This is a genomic window from Photobacterium sp. GB-210 (assembly GCF_003026075.1).
GTDB lineage: Bacteria > Pseudomonadota > Gammaproteobacteria > Enterobacterales > Vibrionaceae > Photobacterium.
In genome coordinates, this window is the sequence record NZ_PYNU01000004.1 from 137,898 (window position 1) to 161,980 (window position 24,083).

Annotated in this window: 7 protein-coding genes; 1 reads left to right on the forward strand and 6 read right to left on the reverse strand. The window is 37.9% G+C overall.

What is annotated here, in order from left to right; all coding sequences use genetic code 11:
• Positions 1-135: 135 nt before the first annotated feature.
• Positions 136-1,293, forward strand: coding sequence for a tetratricopeptide repeat protein (locus tag C9J38_RS08855; protein WP_107206753.1), 1,158 nt, complete (start codon positions 136-138; stop codon positions 1,291-1,293).
• 100 nt (positions 1,294-1,393) lie between these two features.
• On the opposite strand, the gene C9J38_RS08860 is transcribed toward C9J38_RS08855, so the two are convergent.
• The 6 genes from C9J38_RS08860 to C9J38_RS08885 form a co-directional block, all read right to left on the reverse strand.
• Positions 1,394-4,171: a hypothetical protein gene (locus tag C9J38_RS08860; protein WP_107206754.1), complete on the reverse strand. Its 2,778-nt coding sequence runs from the start codon at positions 4,169-4,171 to the stop codon at positions 1,394-1,396.
• Positions 4,172-4,190: 19 nt separating this feature from the next.
• Positions 4,191-4,706: an OmpA family protein gene (locus tag C9J38_RS08865; RefSeq protein ID WP_107206755.1), complete on the reverse strand. Its 516-nt coding sequence runs from the start codon at positions 4,704-4,706 to the stop codon at positions 4,191-4,193.
• Positions 4,707-4,721: 15 nt separating this feature from the next.
• Positions 4,722-11,363, reverse strand: a complete 6,642-nt coding sequence (locus C9J38_RS08870) for a DUF11 domain-containing protein (protein WP_107206756.1) — start codon at positions 11,361-11,363, stop codon at positions 4,722-4,724.
• A 99-nt stretch (positions 11,364-11,462) separates the two neighbouring features.
• Entirely contained in the window at positions 11,463-14,822 is a 3,360-nt protein-coding gene (locus tag C9J38_RS08875; RefSeq protein WP_233217690.1) for a hypothetical protein, read from the reverse strand.
• Between the two features lie 80 nt (positions 14,823-14,902).
• On the reverse strand, positions 14,903-15,379 hold the full coding sequence (locus tag C9J38_RS08880) for a hypothetical protein (RefSeq protein WP_107206757.1): 477 nt from the start codon (positions 15,377-15,379) through the stop codon (positions 14,903-14,905).
• Positions 15,380-15,622: 243 nt separating this feature from the next.
• Complete coding sequence (locus C9J38_RS08885) at positions 15,623-23,149, reverse strand: GEVED domain-containing protein (protein ID WP_370444642.1); 7,527 nt, start codon at positions 23,147-23,149, stop codon at positions 15,623-15,625.
• Positions 23,150-24,083 lie beyond the last annotated feature (934 nt).

Consider the following 24,083-nt stretch of genomic DNA (forward strand, 5'->3'; position numbering starts at 1 on the left):
CAAGATGACGTAATATTACTTGACGCACACGCTGTTAATAGACTGCTTAATAATAAAATAAATAGATAACGCATAATACATCCCTTCACTTATGTTCTAAAATTAAAAATAGTACAGGGAAAGGAGAAATCAATAATGAGGAAGTGTATCGTCATTATTTTATTATTAATGAGTTGCAGCTCTGATAATGATTTAAAAAACAATGAAATTGCAAATAACGAAAAAAACTCTCAAAATGATAATAAAGATTTGCCTTTTGAAAAAGAAACAATAAATAATTTGTCATTTGATAATAATAAAAAATTTACAATTAAAGAGTTTATTTCCATCATTGAACATCCTATTTATAGCAGTCATGATAAACAAGAGGCTATCAATAAGTTAAAAGAGCTCGCCAATAGCGATTCTGATGCCGCATACTATTTAGGTTACCTGTATGAATTTGGAGAATGGGTTGAGTTATCTGAAGAAAAGGCGCGTTTTTACTATAAAATCTCCATTTCAAATGATAATCATACTTTCTCTCAATACTCTTTGGCATTAATGTTAATTGATGGCAGAGGAGGAGATGTTGACTTAAATTATGCAGAAGAGCTACTTCTACAAACAAATGCTAAAGGGCATGCTCCATCAACGTACACATTAGGTTACTTGTATTTTATTAAAAATAACTTTAAACGTTGCATTGAAATCTTCTCAGTTGATGACTTCGAAAGGAATGAATACAGTGACTACCTTCTTGCAATATCTTTGATTAATACTCGTTCTGAAATTGAAAGAGCCATTGATTTAATTGAAAGATCAGCCAAAAAAGGACATGGCTATTCACATTTTACATTAGGCGAAATTTATCAAAGTGGACTTTATAACAAGAAGAAAGACATCGCTAAAAGTCATAAACACTATCAAATAGCAGCAAAACAAAATATACCTAATGCTCACTTTAAATCAATCACCCTAAGTATCGATAATCCTTTTCTAATTAAAAACAATGAATATGATTTAGTTAAAGCACTTGAGAAAGAGGATAATAAAGGCAATCCAGATGCTAGTTTTTATTTGGCTCGTATCTACGACCAAGGCACTATCATTCAACAAAATTATAAAAAAGCTTTATTTTGGTATATTAAATCAGCCAATTTAGGAAATAATACTGCTATGTATAACTTGGCAAGTATGTATGCAAATGGCGATGGTACAAGTGAATCCATTGAAAAAGCCCAATATTGGCTAAATAAAGCCGCCCGAAATGGTAATAAAAAAGCGATTGAAGTAATCAATAGTATTAACTAAGTACACACATAGTTAAAAATCATCAAAGACATAAGATGAAATAAAAAATCCATATTTAGAAAATATGGATTTTTTTATTCGCTTAATATTACGTTAGTTTTTAATCATCAACTCTTATAGCAAACTCCATTACCGCTCTTTCTCCGGGCGCGACGGTTCCTACATTACCAATTATCGCGCCAGTGCTTCCATCACTAATAATATTGATTGAACCTTTGTCTATATTAGGAATTCCCCCAACCACTTTAAACGTTGTAAAAGCTGGCGTCGCGTCAGTTAATACAACTTCGTGTGCATCTTCTATTGCAATATTCTCAGCAGTTAAGCGGTAAAGTATGCACTCACCGGGCGCAACAGAGAACGAATTTAATGAATAAGCACTTCCTGCATCAACTATACCATCGCAGCCGGCATCCTTAGCCTGCTCTTTGATAATTCGCATACTTATGTTGGCAACAGTTGTGGAGTCAACCATTAAAATATCCCCACAGCTTACTGTTGCCGAAATCGACGAGTTATTGACTGTGTTTAATGGGACATTTGAATCAACTGTGACTTTTAAGAAAATAGTGACTTCCGTTAAAGGGGCAAAGTCCACTGTGGAATCAATCTTAGTATCATTACCATCGAACTCACCGTTACCATTGCTATCTAAATATATCATTGATGTAAATCCGGGCTCTGAATCCAATAGAGAGAATGAAACGCCTGTGTATGATTCTGCTGTATTGTTATCAATAATATGTTTATAGGTGGTTGCTCGCCCTGGTTGGGTAACGCCAGATTGATTTGGTGTACCGATGACTAAACATTGGTCTCCTCCACCTCCTGGACCAACAATATTAATTAACTCAACGGAAACCGCAGTGAAAACGGTATCTTCAGCACCAGTAGAAGGGGAACTCACCTTAAAATAGAGGTTTTCAGTTGAGATACCTACCGTTTGGTCAATAGAAACTAGCGCTCTGATTTCAATGCTTTCATCAGGTAAGAGAAGAGGAATATTTGTTATTGGTGTGCCATTCGTGTCTGTATACACAACGGTAAAACCACTTGTTAATACCTTTGAAGAGAAAGGAATAACATTACTAAAATCTAATACATATGTATCTGCAACGGTCGAGGTATTGGTAATAAATATCGTAAACGTTGTGGATGTAGACGGGTTAGCTGTATTCGTAACGACAGCAGCCCCCTCGACACCGGCTCCATACCCACAGCCGTCATTCACATTATCACAGTTATTTTGTGTCGTTGATGATGTTTCAGAAGGATAATTTATTGTAATGTCGACAGTGCTTTGAGCAATCGTTGTTAATTGGTTACCCACTGTATCCGACTGAGAAGTATCACTCGAAGAAGTTGCTTGTAGTGCTACAAAATAGGGCCCACCACCAAATGAACCCGGTGGTAATGTCGCTGTAACGATAACTTTAGCACCACATTGGCTACCAGCCGCTGTAATCAAATAAGAAGGACAGGTTGAGCCAGCGGCAGGAATAACACCGGTATCGACTTTACTGTCACCGTCGTTATCGAGTAAAGGTACTACACCGTTACCGGCATAGATCATAAAACTTGTACCCGCAGGGAACGTGGATGAAGGTAAGAGTTCAAGATTAAATGTATCTTCATCATTACCTAAGTTCCAGATATAGCTTGTAAATGACACTCTAGAACCTTGCGCTGCATTGGCAACAGTCATTAGTTCATAGTTAATATTATCGGTTGCATTACAAGCCGTATCATTGGCACCACATCCCCCTGTATTCGCAACAACTGCATGAAGTGGTGTGATAGTAAATGGGACGGTATTGGTTTTATATTTATGTTGCTCGCTTGCTCCCACAATACCGTCATTGTCTTCATCGTAGCCAAACGTTACTTGGTTCGTTAATCTAGAGGCAACTAAGCCAGAATCTATCATTACCTCAAAACTTATCGTCGCCCTTTGATTTGAAGATAAGCCATCTAGAGTAAACGAAACTTTATCTTGCGAAAGACAAGATGGAGCACCTGCTATACATGATGTGAATGATAAATCACTATCCCCTTCGCTGACACTGCCACTAGATATATCACCAATTATGCCGCTGCTCAGGCTCCAAGTTACGTTCCCATTGAATCTCATTCCAACTGGAAGCTCATCACTTAGCATAATGCCGTTTGTCTGAGTCAATGACATATCGGTTAAACCGACATTACTATAAGACAATGTCACCACATATGGACCACTTGGAGAAGCCCCCTCATTTTGATTCATAGATTTGGTCATTTCTATGATCGGTAAATTTGTTACTGTCACTGTATCTGTATTAATCGCAGAACTCGCACCACCAGAAAGCACCGTTGTCGCGTTATTAGCAAATGACTGACTTGTTGCAGTAAAAGAAACGGTACCCGTATCTCCATTTGATGCACTCGGTGAAATAGCACCCAAAAGAACAACATGATAGCTTTCACCCGGCGCCAAAGGACCAATAGAAGATATTATTCCTAAGGACTCATCTTCTATACCATCATTATTTTCATCAGGATAAATAGCAATGCTCGTCATTGCTGTGCTAGAAAGAGACGTGGATAATGTAAAAGAATCTTCATCATTACCCGTATTGGTAATAATGTGATTAAATCTTACTGTACCAGAGGGGGCAACAAACTTAGTCTGATCAGCGCTAACCGTTACAGAAACAACGGGCTGAACGAATGTTTCAACTATATTAGAAGCTGTTGAACGAGTAATGTTATTGCTGTCTTTATAGGTCGCACCTACTTGGTTTTTAATAATCGTACCAGACTCGGTCAATGCATAACTAAGAGGACTCACAAAAAGATAAAATATTACAATTAGACCAAAGAAGTACCTTATATAATGCATATGACGTCCTCTGTAAAAATTAGTCAGATTGTTTTACTTCATACATCATTTCAACTGGATTAGAATCAGTGCCAAGTAAAAGAATTTGAACACGCCGATTAACAAAATTGGCATCTCTATCATTCGTTTTCAGGTATTTGTTACTAACCCCTGATGAAGTTACTACTATTCGAGTTCTCATAACGCCACTATCAATTAGATATCTCGCCACCGATAAGGCTCTATTTTGTGATAATTTATTGTTGTAATTTTTACTGCCTTCAGGATCAGCTGATCCAATTAACGCAACTTTCAACTCAATATTACTAAGCAATGTTTGCGCCACTTTATCTAACTTTAACTTATCACCATAATCTAATTGAAAATCATCAAAATCAAAATTAATCACACTGGGCCATTCGTAGTAAACACTATATAAATCTGAATCTAATTGAGATAAATCACCATAGTCGACGAATATCTCTTCTTCCTTAACACAACCGCTTTGAATTAGGAGAAAAGAAGAAAGAACTGATAGAAATAATAACTTCTTCATTCAGGTATTACCTCATTATTCACTTAGCCAACCAAACAGACTCTCATCAAGAGCGAACATAATATCGAAATAAAATCCATCTAAGTTATAACCCTGAGGGTCTAAGTCACTATCAGCAAATCCCATAAAATTATATCCAACGCCAAGACGAATATTTCTATAAATTATATAATTTGCTCCTATACCAACTGAATAACGTCGACTATCAAACCAGTCAGTTCCTAATATTCCGCCATGAACATCGAAATCCCAACGTGTACTAAAGTTATAAATTAATCTCGCATCAAGTATGGTGGATACAGAGTTATAATAATCATCGTAATATGAAAAATCTTCTAATTTAACTCCCAACCTACCAGATAATATCCAATCATTTGACCACTCAAGATTTTGATGAGCAGAAAAGATATGGGCTTCTCTTTTGTTTTCATTATCCTCAACTTTCCATTCATAGGATGTTAGAAGGTGATAATTATTCTTTAATCTTGGTCTGTAAGCAGCAGCGATACTTAAATGGTTATCCCAAGTATTCTTTGTCTCTTTTTTATCTACGTATCGATACTCTTCCCTTACTAAACCGCTCCAATCCTGATTTAAGCGTGTGATCCACGCACCAAGGAAACCGTAATAGTTTTCCTGATCACCACGTCTAAATTCCATTCTCCCTGTTGTTTTAAAATTAGGGTTACGTATATCAGCTACCCCCAAAGAAACGGCAAAACCTGACTCTTTATCCCCTTTTAAAACCTCTACATACTCAACAGATGGGTCAACGCTGATACCTGGAATAACTTCAAACTGTCCACGGTAACCGTTAGCCAGTTCCATCATTTTTCCGTTGCTAACGCCACGTTGCCTAAATTCGTTAAATGTACTGCCTCCATGCAGCCAATCTATATCAATACCAGCTGTAAACTGACTTGTTGTTCCACTACCTAAATTATTAATACCCGTTAGTGAATCAATGTATTCATATTGACTATAAACGCTTGCCTGTTTGTGTAATTGCCAATCTGCTTTTATATTAAAACGCTGTTTGCTCTTATGACCGAAGCTTCGTTCATATTCAGAATCAATACGACCGGGCTTATTAAATAAATCAAATGTTCGACCTAATCCTAAAATAGCCGTTGTATAACTTTCCGTTTGTTCTTCTGTTTTATTTTTTATATATCGACTACCTAATGTCGTTGTCCACTTAGAACCCAAAATTTTTGAATCGATATTTACTGCCACAGACTGTTGATAATCTTTAGTCGATAATTTTTCTGAGTGGCTAGCATTAATATTTAAATTCATTAATCCAGATAATTTTTGTCTATGAAGTAATTTAAACTCCTGCCTTCCAGCTACTACTGGTGCTGCAGAATTAGAGAAATCATCATCTGCATATGAGTATTCTAATTCAGAGAAACTGCCAGGGCTCCAATCGCGTTTTAATTTTAATTTATAAGCCATTGCATTTGAGACTTTTTTAGTCTCATCGATTGATGATATTGAACCAAGCATTTCATCCTCAGACAGCCTATCGTGTGATAAGGATGCGACGGATGCTTTGATCTCAGTTTTATTATTTATATTATAATTTACCCAAATACCTCCTAAGTGATAACCAGTAGAATCACTGCTGTTATATTCATAACTAAAGCCCGAATCAAAGTATGAATTAAACTTATAAAACCCGCGCGTACCAGCGACTTCATACTTTTCCCCGTCACCATCTAAATCATAAGCAATACGAATTTTAACTGGATTAAAATCCTCATCAAACATCGGGATGACCCTATTGAATCTGATAGCACCTGTAAAATAATCAATTGTGTAATCAAAATAACGTTTGAGAGATGTCTCTTTTATTATAAGACCCGGGTTATCTCTACTGTAAGTAATAAGGGAAACAATGTCAGAGTGACGAACTAATCGACCATCAGTTAAGGTATAATCCATTGCTGTACCATTACCGGGTACTTCCTCGACCTTATGCAAATCTTCTGCTTGTGAGGCATATAATTGAAGGCGAACGGGACCTTTATCAAATACGCCACTAAAACCATTAAGTATTTGGCTTGTTCTGGCTAAATCATATTCATATACACCGTCAGATGTACTGAAGTCACCCCACATTGCATAACTGCGATCTCTTTCGAGTTTAACGAATAATTTTGAATCACTTCTTGCATCATAACCCCTGATACTTGCGTCACCGGGAGCAGGATAGTAACTATCAGGTGAAATTTCTCTTTGTAACGCTACATCTTCTTTTGCCGAGTCATAGCTTAATGTTAAGTGTAAATCTCCTTTAATATTACCTTTCATGAAAATAGCGGCTCTTTCATCGTCAGAATAATGTTGATTTTCAAAACCCTCTTTTTGTGAAGACGGTACTAAACCTGAAAATTTACCATATTTACCAGTATAACTAAGTATACCGTTAACAAATAAAGGTCGACTTGCTGCGACTTGATAAATATCTACAACATCTTCAAGCGCATTGAGCTCTGCTTTAACTTTTATTTTTCCTGATTCGTTACTACTACGCAGATAGATCGTTTTTACCCCATTAATTACTCGAACCTGATGACCATTAATAGACGCTTGGATATCTGGTTCTAACCAAGGCAATCCCATATCATTATTTAACGTTACAAAGTAAATACCCCGCGCTAAATTTCCAAACTCATCGGTTAATTTTAATGTTATTGGTATTGCAGATCGTCCACCATCAGCCTGTAATGATGTTTCATCTAAAATTAATTCTATATTTTTCGCTGATTTAGGGTGACGAAATTCCTTTTCTAACAATATCCTTTCATTACCAAAACTATCCATTGTTTTTATTTGGGCAAGGTTTGTTCCATCAGTAAGTTCTACCCCATACCAAGCTAATATTTGGGCCCTTTCCTTTTTATTGATAATACGTTCACCAAGTTGGGTGTCATCAACTAGATCACCATTAATGTATAAGCTAGGGTTAACATCACCTCTAATTACAACAATAAAACGACCATCATAACTATATTCGCCTTTTGGCCAATACCATGTACCTTCTTTTGCTTCAGACTGAGTAATCGTTTTTACTTCTTCCTGAGGTAGAGGTACTTTATCTTCTATAAGATTATCAATGTTTAATTTATCGTCATCTAAAATACGATCATATAATGTTTCTTTTGGTTTATTCTCAATATTATTTTCAATCAACTTTTGGCGTAAATTAATTAAATTTTCTTGATTGTGACTAAAACCAATTCTTACTCCAACAACATCATTAGAGACTGGATAAATATATGATTTCTTTTTTATATTACGTGGCAGTTTATTGATGAAATTTTCAGCTTCTATCTGATTGCCTTCAAATGTTTGCAGGGCATAACCTTTAAATGAAGACAATTTTGATACACTCTCGTTTTTATTATCACCCTTATTTTTAGGCCCACTGACAACACCAGATACTAAATCTGACGTGTTTACCTTTTTCGACGTTGTCTTTTTATTACCATTACTTTTTATTTGTTCTTCAAATAACCAGTCGCCATTAATATTTTCATTTCGCTTCTTAAGTTCCTCATAAATTTCTTCTTGATTATCTGTAGGGCATGGGCTAACAAAATCTGCCTTGTGCATTTCCCCCCCCATGAGATCAATGAATTGAGAAAATGGTACTCCAGCATTTCTACTTCCATTTACTGATAGTTCAATATCATCTGGTAATGTTTCTCTATCAACTTTTAGTACGTGATTTCCGGGGTTAATACCAAACATTGAATACTGACCATTTTCATCTGTGATAACATAATCACCCGTTTCTAAATATATTTTTACTCCACCAATCGGCCAGATATCACTTTTCATTAACTTATTACATTTGGCATTAATAAATACACGACCAAAAATGATACCACTGTCGGACATCACGCCTGTTTGAGAAGGGATGATCTGATAATTATCGACATTTGATGTGATTAGTCCTCCACCAGCCATCGAAGAGGCTTCGGCATAGGCGTAATTAATTCCATCAGAATCAATCGCACCTGCAGATAACTGTAAGACGTAATCAAGCGTATATACACCATAAGTAGGCTCAAAGTTTACCCCTTTGAGCTCTCCAATAGAGAATGTGTAAGTGTCTTTATTTTCATTCGCTATTGGATCATCTATCTTAACCTCGTTTAAACGAGCACTGCCTTCTATATATTTAAATCCATAAGGAATCTTATCAATAATTTTAGCATTATAGAGTGAGCCGTCAGGTAAGGTATTATTTACTATTATTGTATATTTAACAAAGCTACCAACTTCAGCTGTTTTTTTATCTGCCGTTTTACTTAACGTTAATTTTCTATCGACAATTCCTGGATCAATCGGAATATCGAATTGATTTACTAATGTACGACCTCTAATTTCAAAGATACCTGAATCAGCAATATTTTCATTACCAAAAGGACCATAAGACTCAGGCTTAACATTAAAAATATTAAATGTATTAATATCTGTATAATTAGAAGGCCACGTAAATCCTGTAGGAGGATCCACAGAAATAAAATAATATTCATTATCGGACTTAGTTAATTTAGGATATAATGCAATACCATTTTCATTCGTCCTCACTGACGCAATAGGAGCCTTATAATTATCAACATTAGGCGCTCTTACTTTAGCATCAGGGGCGGAACCATTTGTTGTTTGATAAAAATGTACATCTACATTTTCTACAGGTTTAAATGTCGTTGTATCAAACACAGTGAACTCTGGGCTTATTTTAGCGGTGGTATCCAAAATAATTTTTGCAGAGCCACGACGCATAACATCTAAGTAAAGTACGTCATCCGTTTCTGATTTAATTTCACAATTTTCCGCCGTAGTCCCCTGAAGAAAATCTGCGTTAAAATTAACCAATGCTGTTATTCCTGACACTAAGTCTGAGAGCGCCGAAAAACCAGAACCAGCTCCTGAAGGAACCACACTACTATTGACATCATCCAGGCAGTGATCTTGTTTAACACGAAGAAAATCTTCATCAATTAACGATGCATGAAGCGGTATAATACTTCTAAATATGCCTGTATTGGCACCTGTTTCAGCAAACATCCAATGAAAAGAATCTTTACCTTTTTCAGTTCTTACCATGATTGGATAGTGAGAACTTTCTGGACCAATAATATCGATAACCGAACGATGCATATTGGCTTCTACTAATTCAATACGCGCACTAATTGCATCAAGCTTTACATGAAATTCTTCCGTTTCTTTAACAAAATAAAAATCGTTATCAATATAGTGATCATCATCAGAGTGTCTCACTAAAACATTTTGACTCGCTGCAAACAATTCAGGGTTAAACAATTGAAATCTAATCACTTGATTATTATCAGGGTCATTCGAAAATGAAGAGCTATCATCAAACAAGGTATTACAAACTTTACTGCTTTGAGTCACAATGTTTTCAGAATCAGAGATCTCAGCTTCTGCTCTAGAGTAAACTTGAAGAGGGCTCAAATCACCACGTGGTAAAATAGTATTCGCTTCTAGATAGTAGCTAAAGTGTCCCGACTGCCCAGGTTTAAGGTGATCTGGTGATACAAGAAAGCCTATCTTTTCTACATTACCGTCACCATCCCAAGTACCGTAATCATGCCAGTCTAAGGTTTCATTTTCTTGTTCTAGTAAGAACGTATTATTAATCCCAACAACGACAAGTCCTCCATTAAACACGCCGTTTGAATTAGGCATAGTGAAATTAATAGGTGCATGATCTCTTAGTGGAGTCCCGTCATCATTAAGTTTATCTTGCTTTAACCGAACATTGGCGGGAAGTGTTACCGTAATTAATACACCGGTCACATATGATGAAAGTAATTGACCCGCTTCATTTTTGGTAAAAACGAGATAACCGTCAGAGGATACATCAGGTAATTTATTCCCAATACTATTATAATGAACGATATATTCCATATCGCCAAGTGGACCAACATGTTGAGAACAAATAGGATTATTATGAATAGTTAGATTAATTACTGAACCATCTACAACAACAACCTTTATATTACTAAACTCTGATTTATTATTATTACCAAGTGAAACAATATTACCACTTAAGTTATAAAAATCTCCTTCGACAGCATGACTTGGAATCGATATTACGTAAAGTAACGCTGTTATTTCATCAACACCAAGAATAGACGTTATATAATTGCCATCACTGTCTTTTTTTAATTCATTTTCGCCAGCATCAAGAATACCATTGCCATCAAAGTCATTATATATTTTAACTTCACCTGAATTAAATGAGTATATATCGCCATTATCTCCTGGAGAGTTAATTACATTAACCTTATAACTATCTTTTGTATTACTGGTATTTCTAATCGTAATAGGTATATTAATCGTTGTTCCTGCTGCTGCTAACCTTTGGCTATTTTCATCTTCAACATCACTAAAGTCAGTTATTAATTCGAAATCATAAACACGCGCAACAGTAATTGTCGAAAAATTAGAAATAACCGAAATGTTTGTTCCAGATTCTGGATCAAAATATGTTATCTGCGATTGATGCGTGATTCTTGTCCCTGCAGGAGTAAGAGCAGAGACATAGAAACTATTGCAACATAGAATGAAGATAACTAATAACTTAAAAATAGTTACCACATAATAGGATGCCATTGCGATCTCCAAGGGAAAAAGAAAAGGGCTTATTAAACGAATTAGCAATACGCTTAATAAGCCCCCCTACAATCGTAGGGAGGACTTTATTAATGTGATTTAATCAACGGTTACTGAGAAGTGACTGATAACTTTATCACCAGGCTCAAGTGTTCCGATGGTATAAGTAACACCAGAACCACTAACTCCTTGAGTTATGGTACCTGCTGTATGGCTTGTAGCATCAGGGTTACATAGAGGACCTAAGTTATCTGACGTTAATGAATATGTACCAGCACCAAATAACACAGGAGTAGTTATTGAGTTACGACATGACTTAAGCTCACCAACATTTGCACCTGTAAGATCGAGGAACGTGGTGTATTCGGTTAACTCGTCCGTTACAACTACATTAAGTGCATCATCTGTACCTTCATTCACTGCAACAAGCTTCCAAATAATACATTGACCAGGCTCGACAAGCGTAGAATGTCTTTGTTGGAATCCACCATCGCTATCTGGAATCGAGTCGCAATTTGCGTCAAGATCTACATATTTGTACAAGCGTAGCTGACCTGCAATAACTTCTGAGTTATCTTCAGCCTGTGCGGTAATAGTTGGAGCAGAAACGACGACAGCAGTAAGTGTTGTCTTATTCACAGTACCCGCAGTTGCATTAGTTGGGGCAAATACCGTATTCAATAGAGGAATACTTTCACCCGGTTCTAACTGGATATTTGGCTGTAAATCAGTACCGTCACTTGCGTCACATTGCACTTCAACAGCAATTGGAGCACCACCATCCATTGGCACAACATTAATGGTTCTATCACCTGTATCACACAAGTTACCAATCTCAATAGGTTGGCCCGTATCGTTATCTAATATAGTTAACGTATTATCAAAGCCATCTGCTGCTTTATCGTTAGCAGAATCTAATGTGATGTATTCTCTTGTGTTACCAGTGTTAGATAGGAAGTGTTCATATGCAATACCACCACCAGCTTCAATTTGGTTTGACAGTGTAGTAGGCGTGTAATCAATGCTCGCAATCGTACGAATATCAATTGCTTCTACTTTAATGTCTGTCGCACCAGAACCTGCTGAGGTTACTTGGATATAAATAATGTAATCATTATCGCCATCACTATTTGCATCTATTGCACTTGCTTGCTCACCAGCAGCAAACGGTAACGCGGAATCATTTGCTTGTGCACGAGCATAGATTGGATCCAGTGGAACGGTTATTTCTGCCGTTAATACTTGTGTGCCATTGGCTGGAATAGGAGGTGTGGTCGTAATGACAGTATTAGTACCAAGAACATCTACAGTACCATCTGAATCGGTATCGATACCTGCATCTTTAAACACAATAGTCCAGTTTGTTGGCATATCCGCAAGCCAAGCTGTACCAGCTACGTCATAACTACCGCCAGTGGTTAGTGTGAATGAATCAGGACTGCCTCCTTCGTTCGTAATATATACTGTCGTTGTCAACGTTTGACCAAGTTCTGCATCATTAAATACAGTGGCGATATCAGCAGGATCTAATGTGCCATCTGTTACATCGACAGGATCCACATTGGTTGTAGGATTTGGCGTAATTTGTTGGTTTGCCACATCAACCGTTGGTGGTGATACCGTAGTCAAACTTTCAGTTTTCGATGCTGAAATTGTTGGATCATTTGTAGACGTAATGGTTGTTGTTGCATTAAATGGTGCAGTTGAATTATGAGCATCTGGTGGTAAGCGAACAACAACACGTATTAGCATTTCATTACAGTTCAACGTTATTCCATCTTCAGTTCTTGCTGCATCGGCAAGTAAACCTGAATTTAAACACGTTGCGGATGGGACAGGTCCAGTATCAGGAATACTATTGCTGTTGTTATCGACTAACTGAGCAGTACCTGTTGCATTCCAATAACTAAACGTTGTGCCAGCAGGGAAACTGTTACCTGGGTCACCTGGTGCTGGTGTGGTAACATCGAACATATCAATTTTGTTACCGTTGTTCGCCACTTTGTTATAAAGGAAGAACTCGCTGCCAGTCGGTGCTGTCGTGATAGTTTGAGTATCATCAACAGTGTTATCGTCATCACCACCTAAACCACTTGTACTTGTTGTCCCCGTATCGGACACATCAACACCTGTGGTTGTTTCTGTGACGACTTCTGTTGGATTTGAAGTACTTGGTGGAGGACTTGTTGGATCAGCACACTCACCCGTATCTACTGTATCACCATCACCGTTTAAATCTGAACAGGCATATGCACTGTTTCGAACGACCACATCACCATCAACTATCGCTGGTGAATAAGCAACATAGAAGGTCATTGACACAGAGGTGAAAGAGGGTAATTCGGCATCGACAGCGTATAAACCCGGAATATTATCATCTATTGCATCACCATCAGAGTTGACATCAGTACCGCCTGCAATAAGGCTCTCACCACTTGCCTCTGTTGAACCATCTTGGTCTAAGTCGACGCCATGACTCGTTTCGTCAACAATATTTGCAGCATAAGTGGTCGTTGTATCACCATATGCAGCAAAGAGACCATCAGATATCGGGTTATATTGTGTCAATGTCGCTTGGCCTTGAATAATGGCAGTATTAGCTGGCTGACCATCAAAAATAGTCACATTATCAGCGTTTGTATTACCATTGTTCGCTACCGTTACAACATACTCAATTAACTCTACTGGATGGTCAGTGGTTGCATCATTATCCAGATCCAAGCCAAATGAACTTTCTGTATAACCTAGACCCGTTAAGTGAGTTGACGCCTTATTGATATCAATTACAGCATTATTAGTTACTGTAATTACATCGGCGTTAGTACCGTTAGCAGAGTCATTATTTGTACCTACATCAGTTACAGAATCTGTAACTGGAGTACTAACTGCACCCCCAGCATTATGCGCTTCAGCCGTTAAGGTAATCCCTAAGGTATCACTCATATTCGCTGTTGCAGGTACACCCACACCAACGATCAAGTTCATTGTTTCACCAGCGAGTAATGTAATGGTATCGCCGCTTGTGAATTCTGTTTCACCTGCATCTGGTGTACCATTTGTGTTAGCGTCATCAAACAGTTTTAATGTCACTGAATCTATGGTGTCGGTACGACCATCTCCTGCAGGTAAACCATCAGCAAAGGTCAATGTATAAACATCTTGACCATTACCGGTGTTAGTCACCACGTGAGGGATGTAAATGGTAGAACCTGGAGCTGCAGATACATCGTTATCTGTTTCGATTGTTGCACTATAGATTTGTTGTACCGTTACAACTGATTCGTTCGAAGAGGCTCTGTATGTATTACCAGCGGCATCTTCATACGTTACGGTTGCTAAGTTTTTAATATCAGTTCCGGCTGCCGTGGCTGCAAGGGCTTGACTAGACAAAGCACCTGCACCTACTGATATTAAACCCGCAGCAAACCACGTCATTATGGGTTTTAGTTGCGTATTCATGTAGTATTTACCTTTTAGGTGTTAATTGATCTTCGTATTACTTAGCTAATCCCTTGCATCCGCACGGGCCTCAACTTTGATTATTTAACCTCGATACGATAGGTGTATATCTGTTGCTCTGATGCTTTAATTGGACTTTCAGGAATCCAACGCACATCGGTATATTTCTCTGGTGGTATAATGACCTCCACTTTTTTACCATCTTTCATTATTTCGCGTTTAACGGGCTCAGTTTCGAAAGTGCTACCACCATCAATACTGACCAAGAATTTAGATGCAATAATGGTTTTACCGGTATTACCTACATATTGAGTATTTTCAGGGATTGGACCGGTAATAACTAAACCAGATAATGATTGATCACTATGATTTTTATAAACCAGTTGATATTCAACTGTATCTTTAGGTGAAACTTCATCAGCAGACTTTAATAACTCTTTACCATTTTTATCAACTTCTATTAAATAGGCATTCATTTGACTTGTTAGCGGTTGATTAGCAGAAGCAGAAAACGCAAGTGCTAAATTAAGTAAAAAAATTAATATTAAGTTTTTCATACTTACTCCATTTAAATATAAAAGACACAATGTCAGGAAAGCATCATGCTAATCGCATGCCAATAAATAAATCATTATTTTTCAGTTAATTAAATTAAAGTTAATATAATGGCTTCGCATATTGAGAATAATTACATTATTTTTATATATAAAATAACCTCCTGAAAAAAATTAATAGCTATATATAAATAATATTAGATAAACTGAATTTATTAATACCATTTTTAAGAAAAAATAATATTATTATTCAATAGAAACTTTGTATTTTAATGTGCCTATTTGTCCTGGTAATAAGTCGCCTGTAAGCGTCCACTGAATTTCACCTTGATATCCAACGGTATTAGTCCCGTGTGTTGTATTTACGACACAACTTAATTCAGAAGAAGAACAATTTACTGGTTCTGAGAGTTTCGTAAATGGTGGTGTATTCTCATAAATTACGATATCTCTTATTGGGCCTGTACCACTATTTCTATAAGTTATCTCATATTCAAGAATATCTCCGGGCTCACCATTATTAATTAATAATGGTGAGTTATCTTTCGATATATTATTAACTGTTAAAGATAAACTTAACTGACCAGAGCCTGCATACGTTATTTTAGTCGTATCTTCTACCACAACTTGTTTAGTTAATTGAGGAGAAACACCTGCTAATTCAACACTTGCATTTATTTTGTATGCATACTGAGTATTAAAATACGCATTCGCAGGAACAAAAACACGACTAATTAAACATACATCAGTCAAACCTGTATAAAGTATTGCTGAATTTAAAATAACTTTATTATCGATATTATTTATATTTCCATCACAATTTGTATCGTAATAAAGAGTAATATTCCAACCACTAGAGTCTGTGTACCTACTGTCTTTCTCAATGGTAAATGTAACATTCGCAGATGTTGCTAATTTAAAACGATGAGGGAATAAAACGGCTTTGTTTGGTTCAGTCTCTTTAAATAGATTTTCAGTCAACGATGGCATTGCGACTTTACCAAAATTTAGCCCTGCTACATCATCACCCGCAAAAGCATTCACTGACATTTGTCCATCTTGATTACTTGTACTAGTAACTTGACTTACACCTGTAATATTGGCTTCACTCACCGCAATCCATCTTGATTGAGGCACCACATTTAAAATTAAATTCTTACCTGAATAATCTACACCCAATACAAAACGGTAATATCCATCTCCGCGAGTCGTTTTGGTTGATATGATGTCACCAGTTGTAATACCTGCAACTCCACTGTCATTAAACGTTACCGTTACATCAAAATCACTGAGGCCACTTTCACCACTATCTTTAATGCCATCATGAGCCGTACCACTTGAAACACCATTATCATCAAATATGAATCCACTTAATACGATACGATTAAGTAATTCAAAGACGTGATCTTCTACTTCGCCATCATTCGCCTCTCCCGTCGGCGTATTACAATTTGATGGTGCAGAGCAGAACCTAATTCGCATCGTCGTTTCACCGCTATACCCATTAGCACTCGCGGCATCAAGATCAATAGAAACAGAATTGGCACCAGCATTAAAATAACTATCATTAACAATCTGCTCATTTGCATCGTCAAAGTCATAATCACGATTTAAGTCAACCCAAACATTCACATAGCCAGCCCCGACAAGAGGAACATCGATATTAGTTGGTGTTTCAACAATAATTGGTGAAGGAATAGAAAGCTCTTCATCATCCAATGCATGATAATTATCCCCCGTTGCCTGAGCGCTTACTTTCGCTTCAAACTCTGGATCGATATTTGTCCCTAATAAGAAGTCTCCAATACCATCAGGCACATTTGAGTTGTCTGTGTTATTTATATTATCAACGTATAAATGAGATGCGGTCGGGTATTGACTATCTCCATCACTGAAATCTTTTGACTGATAACACCCTGCAACATCAGAATTTACTTGGGAACTGGTATTCAATTCTTTTTGGAATGTCACAGCAGCGGTAGGCACATTAATTCTATAAACAGCTGATATATCTGAACTATCTATTGTATTATCATTATTCGTGTCATGATTACCACCATTGGTAAATACATACAAATTGGTCATATTATCCATCACCAACGCTTGTGTTTGTAAGTTACCACTTCCATCCACTGTCGGTGACGCCAATCCATTGAACTGTAATGAGGTTCGACTTACATCTCCTGATGTTGTTATTTGATATAAATACCCTGCCACAATATCTACGGCATAAATATGATGACGAATACTATCAACCGCAATATCATCGCCAGCAGAGATCCCTGTAATACCTCCCGTGAAGTTGAAATCAATGACTGACATCTCTTGCGTTGCAACATCGATCCTTATTATCGAGTGCCAAGCAGGGTTCCATACATATAAGTATTGGTTATCAGAAGACATCGCACCGGCAGTAGGACTAGCAAGAGCAGCTGTACTGAAAGGATTCCCTTTAGAAATAGCAACAGAGTTGCCATCAGATAGCTGAATATCAATATTGCTATCACCGTAAACATAACCTAAATCAACGACATTTGTAGCCGAGCGATCGGTAACAAAAAGATGCAACTCTTGCGTAGTCGTATTCTCAAACACGCCGTAAATGTAGCCATTGCTTGTATCAAAACCTATGGCATTAAGCCCAGAAATATTTGACTGATTAATCACCGTTAATGGTGATTCTATTGCTGTGGTATCTAAAGGATTATTAGCCAAGTTGAGTCGCTCAAAAATGTAATTTGAGCTAACAAAACGCGTTTGAAGTGCTGTGTCACAGGTACTATTACTTGATAAGGCATAAAACAGGAATCTATAGTCCTCTACTTCGCCAATATCCACAGTACTATCGATTCGATCACACGCACTTGAGTCACATACTCGAATCCTAAAGAAGGAATACCCATACGTAACATTGCTAGGAACTGAGACACTAAAGTTATTTATTCCATTATTAGCATTAGTACTGCTTATAACTTTCTCGCCAGAATCATCCCAATCACCATCACGATTAAAGTCAAACCAACCATATAGGTGAATAGGATTTGCTTGCGCCACAGTATCTGCATTGACGGTGACAGTCACATTAATGACTTCGCCAGCTGCGGCAAAAGGTACACCATCAATTTCAGAGACAGAGAAGGTGACGCCATCCTCATCATCCAAATTGGTAGCATCATCAGCAAGTGCTATAGGATTTTGATAACTGCCTAAATCTGTATCCCATTGAGCCCCTAATCGTAAATCAATTTCTCCATTATCGTCATCATCAGACTGAACATGTGCAGCGCCATTATTCGAATAAGTCGTTGTATAGTCACCGACTCCTGTTGATGCAGAAATATCCGGAGCGTCACCAAGATCGGGGCCCAACACAACTGGAGCTTTAGTAAAGCATGCTTTTTGTAGGTTCCATGCCGCTCCCGTACTACCAGAGAATCCGAATCGCACTTTATCTTGATTATTAAAGTGACTGACAAAATCAAAAGTAACGTTTCCTATCTCAACACCATCTAAATAATACCGGAAGTTATTCGTTGCAGGATCCCAATAAAACTGTGTGATGTGGTATCTGCCATCTTCTAGTTCACCGGTTAATGCTCCAGTCGCAGTAGGGCCACCAACCGCAACAGGATCCATCAATGTAATAGCATCATTACCCGAACTTAAATCACCATTTAGATAGACCGCGGTATGATCAATATAATTTGGCGTACCGCCAGCAGTACTCAGATCGTCATTGTAGCCATTACCTGCATTATCATAAGTGTCAAATTCAAAAATAACCGATGGACTTATTGGACCATCGCCTCCAGGGCCAACACCTAGTAATCCCCCCCATGAACCGACGGCGTTGAAACCACGAGAATCCGTTGTCATGATAAAAGTCATGCCATCGGCACCGGCTTCTATTGTTCCAGTACCAGCATTACAGCCGCTGTTACATGATCTGTCTCCCAGATAAACCGCTAATTCAAAATATTGCGGAACACCAAGATCAATGAGGTCATAACTCCACAGATAACCACGCTGACTTGTTGTTTCTTCAGTAATAATGTACTCGTTAGTTGCCGCATCGAGTTTAGCGTCCCCTCTTTCTTCAACCATGGGTGCTACACATATACTAGGCTGTACTGTTGTAACTACTGTTGGAGTTTCTGTGTCGCTATCATTTGAAGAAACAGTATCTTGTATTTTCGCAGAAAGCACCTCGCCCACAAGAGAAGCTGGCGATGTTGTTTTCGTAATAAACCTTAATGTCGCATAGTCATCAAAACCGACACCAACATTACCGAGATTTAATTGTTTAGTTGATTCATCATAAATACCTGGCGCCAATTCAGTTTGGCCATCACCTTGATAAGCTTTTATGAAAATATAATCATCAGGAATTGTCATTTGTAAGATAACATCACGCACAATAAATGAACTGTGGTTTCTGACAGACACAACAAGATTAAAAGGAATACCATTAGTGACTGTTTGACCAGGATCAAGTGCCAACTCTACTTCAATATCCCCTGTAGGCATCAAAGAAATGGCATGATCTTCAACCTCACCTGAAGCAGATAATAAACCTGTTGGCATGTCACAGTCTGAGCTGGTCACACAGGTTCTTAAACGGATGAAACTATCAACAGGCTGAACATGTGCAGGAACAGGGAGCGTTAATTGCACTGAACTTGCTGATGTTGAAATGGTAGAAGTAGATAGGGTTTCGTCAGAGAAGGTACCATCACCGTCAAAATCGATCCAAGCATAGATATGGCCAGAAGACGAAGCAGGCGTAACGGGAATATTAAAGGACAATGCGTTCAATGAACTATCAGCACTAGAAGAATCAAGATACCCATAAAATGTTGGCTTTGTTAACGCATGCTCATCATCTGAACCTGCATTATCATCACCGTCTGCACTCGTCGATGCAGCAGCTTCAGTTTCATGGTCGGAACTTCCACTACCAATTTGCGGTAAACCACCATTTGTTACGTCATGCATTGGCCCACCAGAAGCAAATAATGTGGCGTAACTATCTGGTGCATCAGCAAAGTCAGTTAAGAATTGAGCATTACGGCACATTGCAGCATCACTACCTATATTAGGATTTAATGCCGCGATATTATCTTTAACTAAGTATCCTGTAATCGACGTTGCAGAAGAGCTTGAAACAGGAAAACGCCAGATTTCTTCATTATTGTGGTCATACATATAAAGTACGCCCTGTGCATCAAAGAAAAGGCCTGTGACATTGCTTGGGGTATTTGAAGTAATTAACGACGATGTAACCGTATAATTAGAGAAATTAAAGGTTAAACGGTAAGCATCGTTATTATTACCCACAGCAAAGGCAACGTTACTATTGGTTGGATGAAATGCGATATCTTGGAAATTGATCGCACTCGATAAACTAGTGGTCCCTACCACTGACAAATAATTAGCACTTTTTGAATCAACATTAATGAAGCGAACATTTGACTGATCATCGATTACAACCAATATATCATCGTCACTGATATCACCTGCAACGTAATCCCTTGCAGAATCTAACCCAACATTCACGCTGAATATTTTATAACCAACCGAATCAACCGCAACTACGTGTTGAGTCGCTATATCTATACCAAATATTCTGTTCTGTTGAACACTAAAGCCAAACGCATCGTAATCATTATTACTTGAACTTGTTGCCGTTACAGATGCAGTAACGGGATACAATTTAGCAAAATAGCTATTTGCACCTGAAGAGAAACGATATGGGTTAACAAATGCCTCTGAAGGACAAGTTGAAAAAGCATTACCTAACAATTTATCGCCAAAATTAATCTCTTGATCTGAGGTAACAGTGCCTAATTCAACTTTGTTAGGCGAGGTTGAAATAAAGCCGCTACTGTCTCCTATCTCGCTAGAAGGAGAAGGAGGACAGGCTGACGTACCACTGGATGAGGTTTCATACACATCATAATCATTACCGAATGTAATATCGAAACTGTAAAGCCCATTGGCATCGGTTGATTCGTATTGACACGTATTAGTCGTTTTATCATGTAAGGTAATCAATACATTACTGATACCTGACTCTGCCCCACCACTCGGTGATTGGTCAGAGTTAACATCACTATAAACTTTTCCAGAAACAGTTAGTTGCTCACCAATAGTAATTGGATAATCTTCTACTTCTCCGTCAGTGGCAACAAGGTGACTAGGTGTAATATTGCCTTCTGGATATTGACACTCATCTTCAACAGAGCAAACCCTAAAACGTAAATAACTTGCTCCTAAACTTACAAAACATACGATTAACTGGTCAGTTAAAGTAACTTCTCTCACTCTTGATCCAGAAGAGAAGTCTTCTGTATGACGGAACCAGTTATCACTAGTATTGAATTCACCGTCTCTGTCAAAATCTATCCATGCATTGATATACGCTGTTGATAAAAAGTCATTGTCAGCGGTGACGGTAAACGTTATATCTTGTCTTGTACATTTAGGTAAATAGAAAGGACCGGCATATCCATCATCACTGCTGTCAGTAAATGAAGTCGTTGTACCATTATCGGCGTTCCAAATACTTCCTAATTTGATGTTAACCTGACCATCACCATCACTATCCGCTTTACGGTGCATAGGAACAGGGTCGCCATCTTGTGTCCATATCGAGGCATAATCACCCTGTGTTTTGGTGTAAGTATTAGTATCTGTGGCATCACCAAAGTCATATTCACTACTTTGGATGTTCATCCTTTTATCTTCAACTTCCCCATCATCAAGGTGGCCAGTAGCATTTAAACTACCACCAGATGGACATGAATCGGTTGAACATATTCTTGAACGAATAAATACATCACCCGTCGAATTGTAAAGTGGCACTCTGTAATTAAGAAAATATTTGTTGTAAGTGTCACTTGTTGTAGGTAACGCTCTTTGTTCAGCAAAAAGGACTTCGTCAGTGTCAAATGTCCCACTTTGATCCCAATCAATCCACGTTTTCATGATATAAGCAGTGGCAGGGTGACCGGAGTTAGTATCTATACCAGCAGTAAATGTTAGCTTAATCGCATCCCCTGCATAAACATTGGTAACTTCAGGTAAAGAGTTATCCGCTAATATTTGCTGAATTGAAATGCCATCTTCGTCATCTGTACCATTAGTATCATCCGCTGTTGCTGTAGCATTTTGCAGAGTTCCGCTGTCATCATCCCAATTGGTACCAAGACGAAAATCAACCACTCCATCTACATCAGTATCTGAAATTTTATGTGAAGGGCCACCACTACCGCTTGTTGTTTGATAATTACCTGCGCCAGTACCTGCACTGGTATCAGGAGCATCACCAAAATCTAATTTAGGTCCTTCAATTGAAATTTTATAATCTTCAACCTCACCACTTAATGCTCTGCCTTTCGGTACTTGGCAATCATAGGACTCCTCACCAATAATACCTCCTAAACAATTTCTTACCCTTAAATATGTTTCACCTAATACTGCTGTTTCTGGAACTGAAACAGCAACATTAATTGTTCTAATCGCTCCTTGCCCTGATTCTGTTAGTGAATGAGATATCGTACCGTAGTTAGTTAAGTCACCAGTGAAGTCATTATTGTTATCCCAATCAATAAACAACGCCCAATCAACTTCGCTCGCAGTAAAATAATTTAGCCTGTAAGTAATAGAAACATTAATTGTCTCACCCGCAACAAAAGTTGCTGGTAATGTCACACCATCTTCATCATCATTACCACAGCCACCAAAAGAAATGCCTGTAGCCCCACCGACCACTGCAGAATTATCATCGACATCAGCATTAGCATTACCTGTCATATACTCCTCAGAGTCCCAACAAGAGCCTAAAGTAAGAGCCGGTTCAGAATAATCATTTGACATAGAGGATCTGAAATGGTGCATAGGGCCATTTGACTCATCTGCAAAGTCCGCAACATTGGCATCAAATGGGGCATCACCTAAATCAAATGGTGAGCGTAAACTAATTTTATAATCTTCAATTTCTCCAGCAGGCTGCACGCCCGTCGAAGTTAAAATTTTCTGCCCCAGTGAATCGGTTGTATAAGTACATGATGAGTCGCAAACACGGACTCTCATATAAGTTTGAAGGGTATCTACATTATGTGAGTAAAATGGAATAGTGAATGCCTGAGAAACGGTATGTGGGCTTGAAGCGCTATCTAAGTCAGCAACGAGAACCGTTGTAAAATCACCTGTTTTTGTAAAATCGATACCAACTTCTAAGTGTTTATCTGTATCGGTATTTTCAAAGTGTACATCAACATAAAAAGTATAAGTATCACCTATCCATAAAGTTTGAGACACCCCAGGGTTATCCAAAACAAGAGTGTCTCCAGTACTATGTCTGTGTATTCGAATACTGCCTTCATTTTCATCACTTGTTGTACAATTATTGAGATAGCCTAAACTCGTGTCATCTGAATTAGCTAAACTATTTGGAGAAGATTCATCTTCTGCATCCCAACATGGACCAATACGTATATCCTGAACACCGTCATTATTTTCATCTTTAAATTGGTGGGCAGGACCATTTGAGGACAACATCGTTGCATAAGATGGCCATACAGTGGAATTATATTGTTGATCTGGCGCATCCCCCAAATCAACGGGCTCATATCCATCTAAAACATCAAAGACAGTGATAAACATATGATAAGGATCATCTATGTCACCTTTTCCATCACCATGA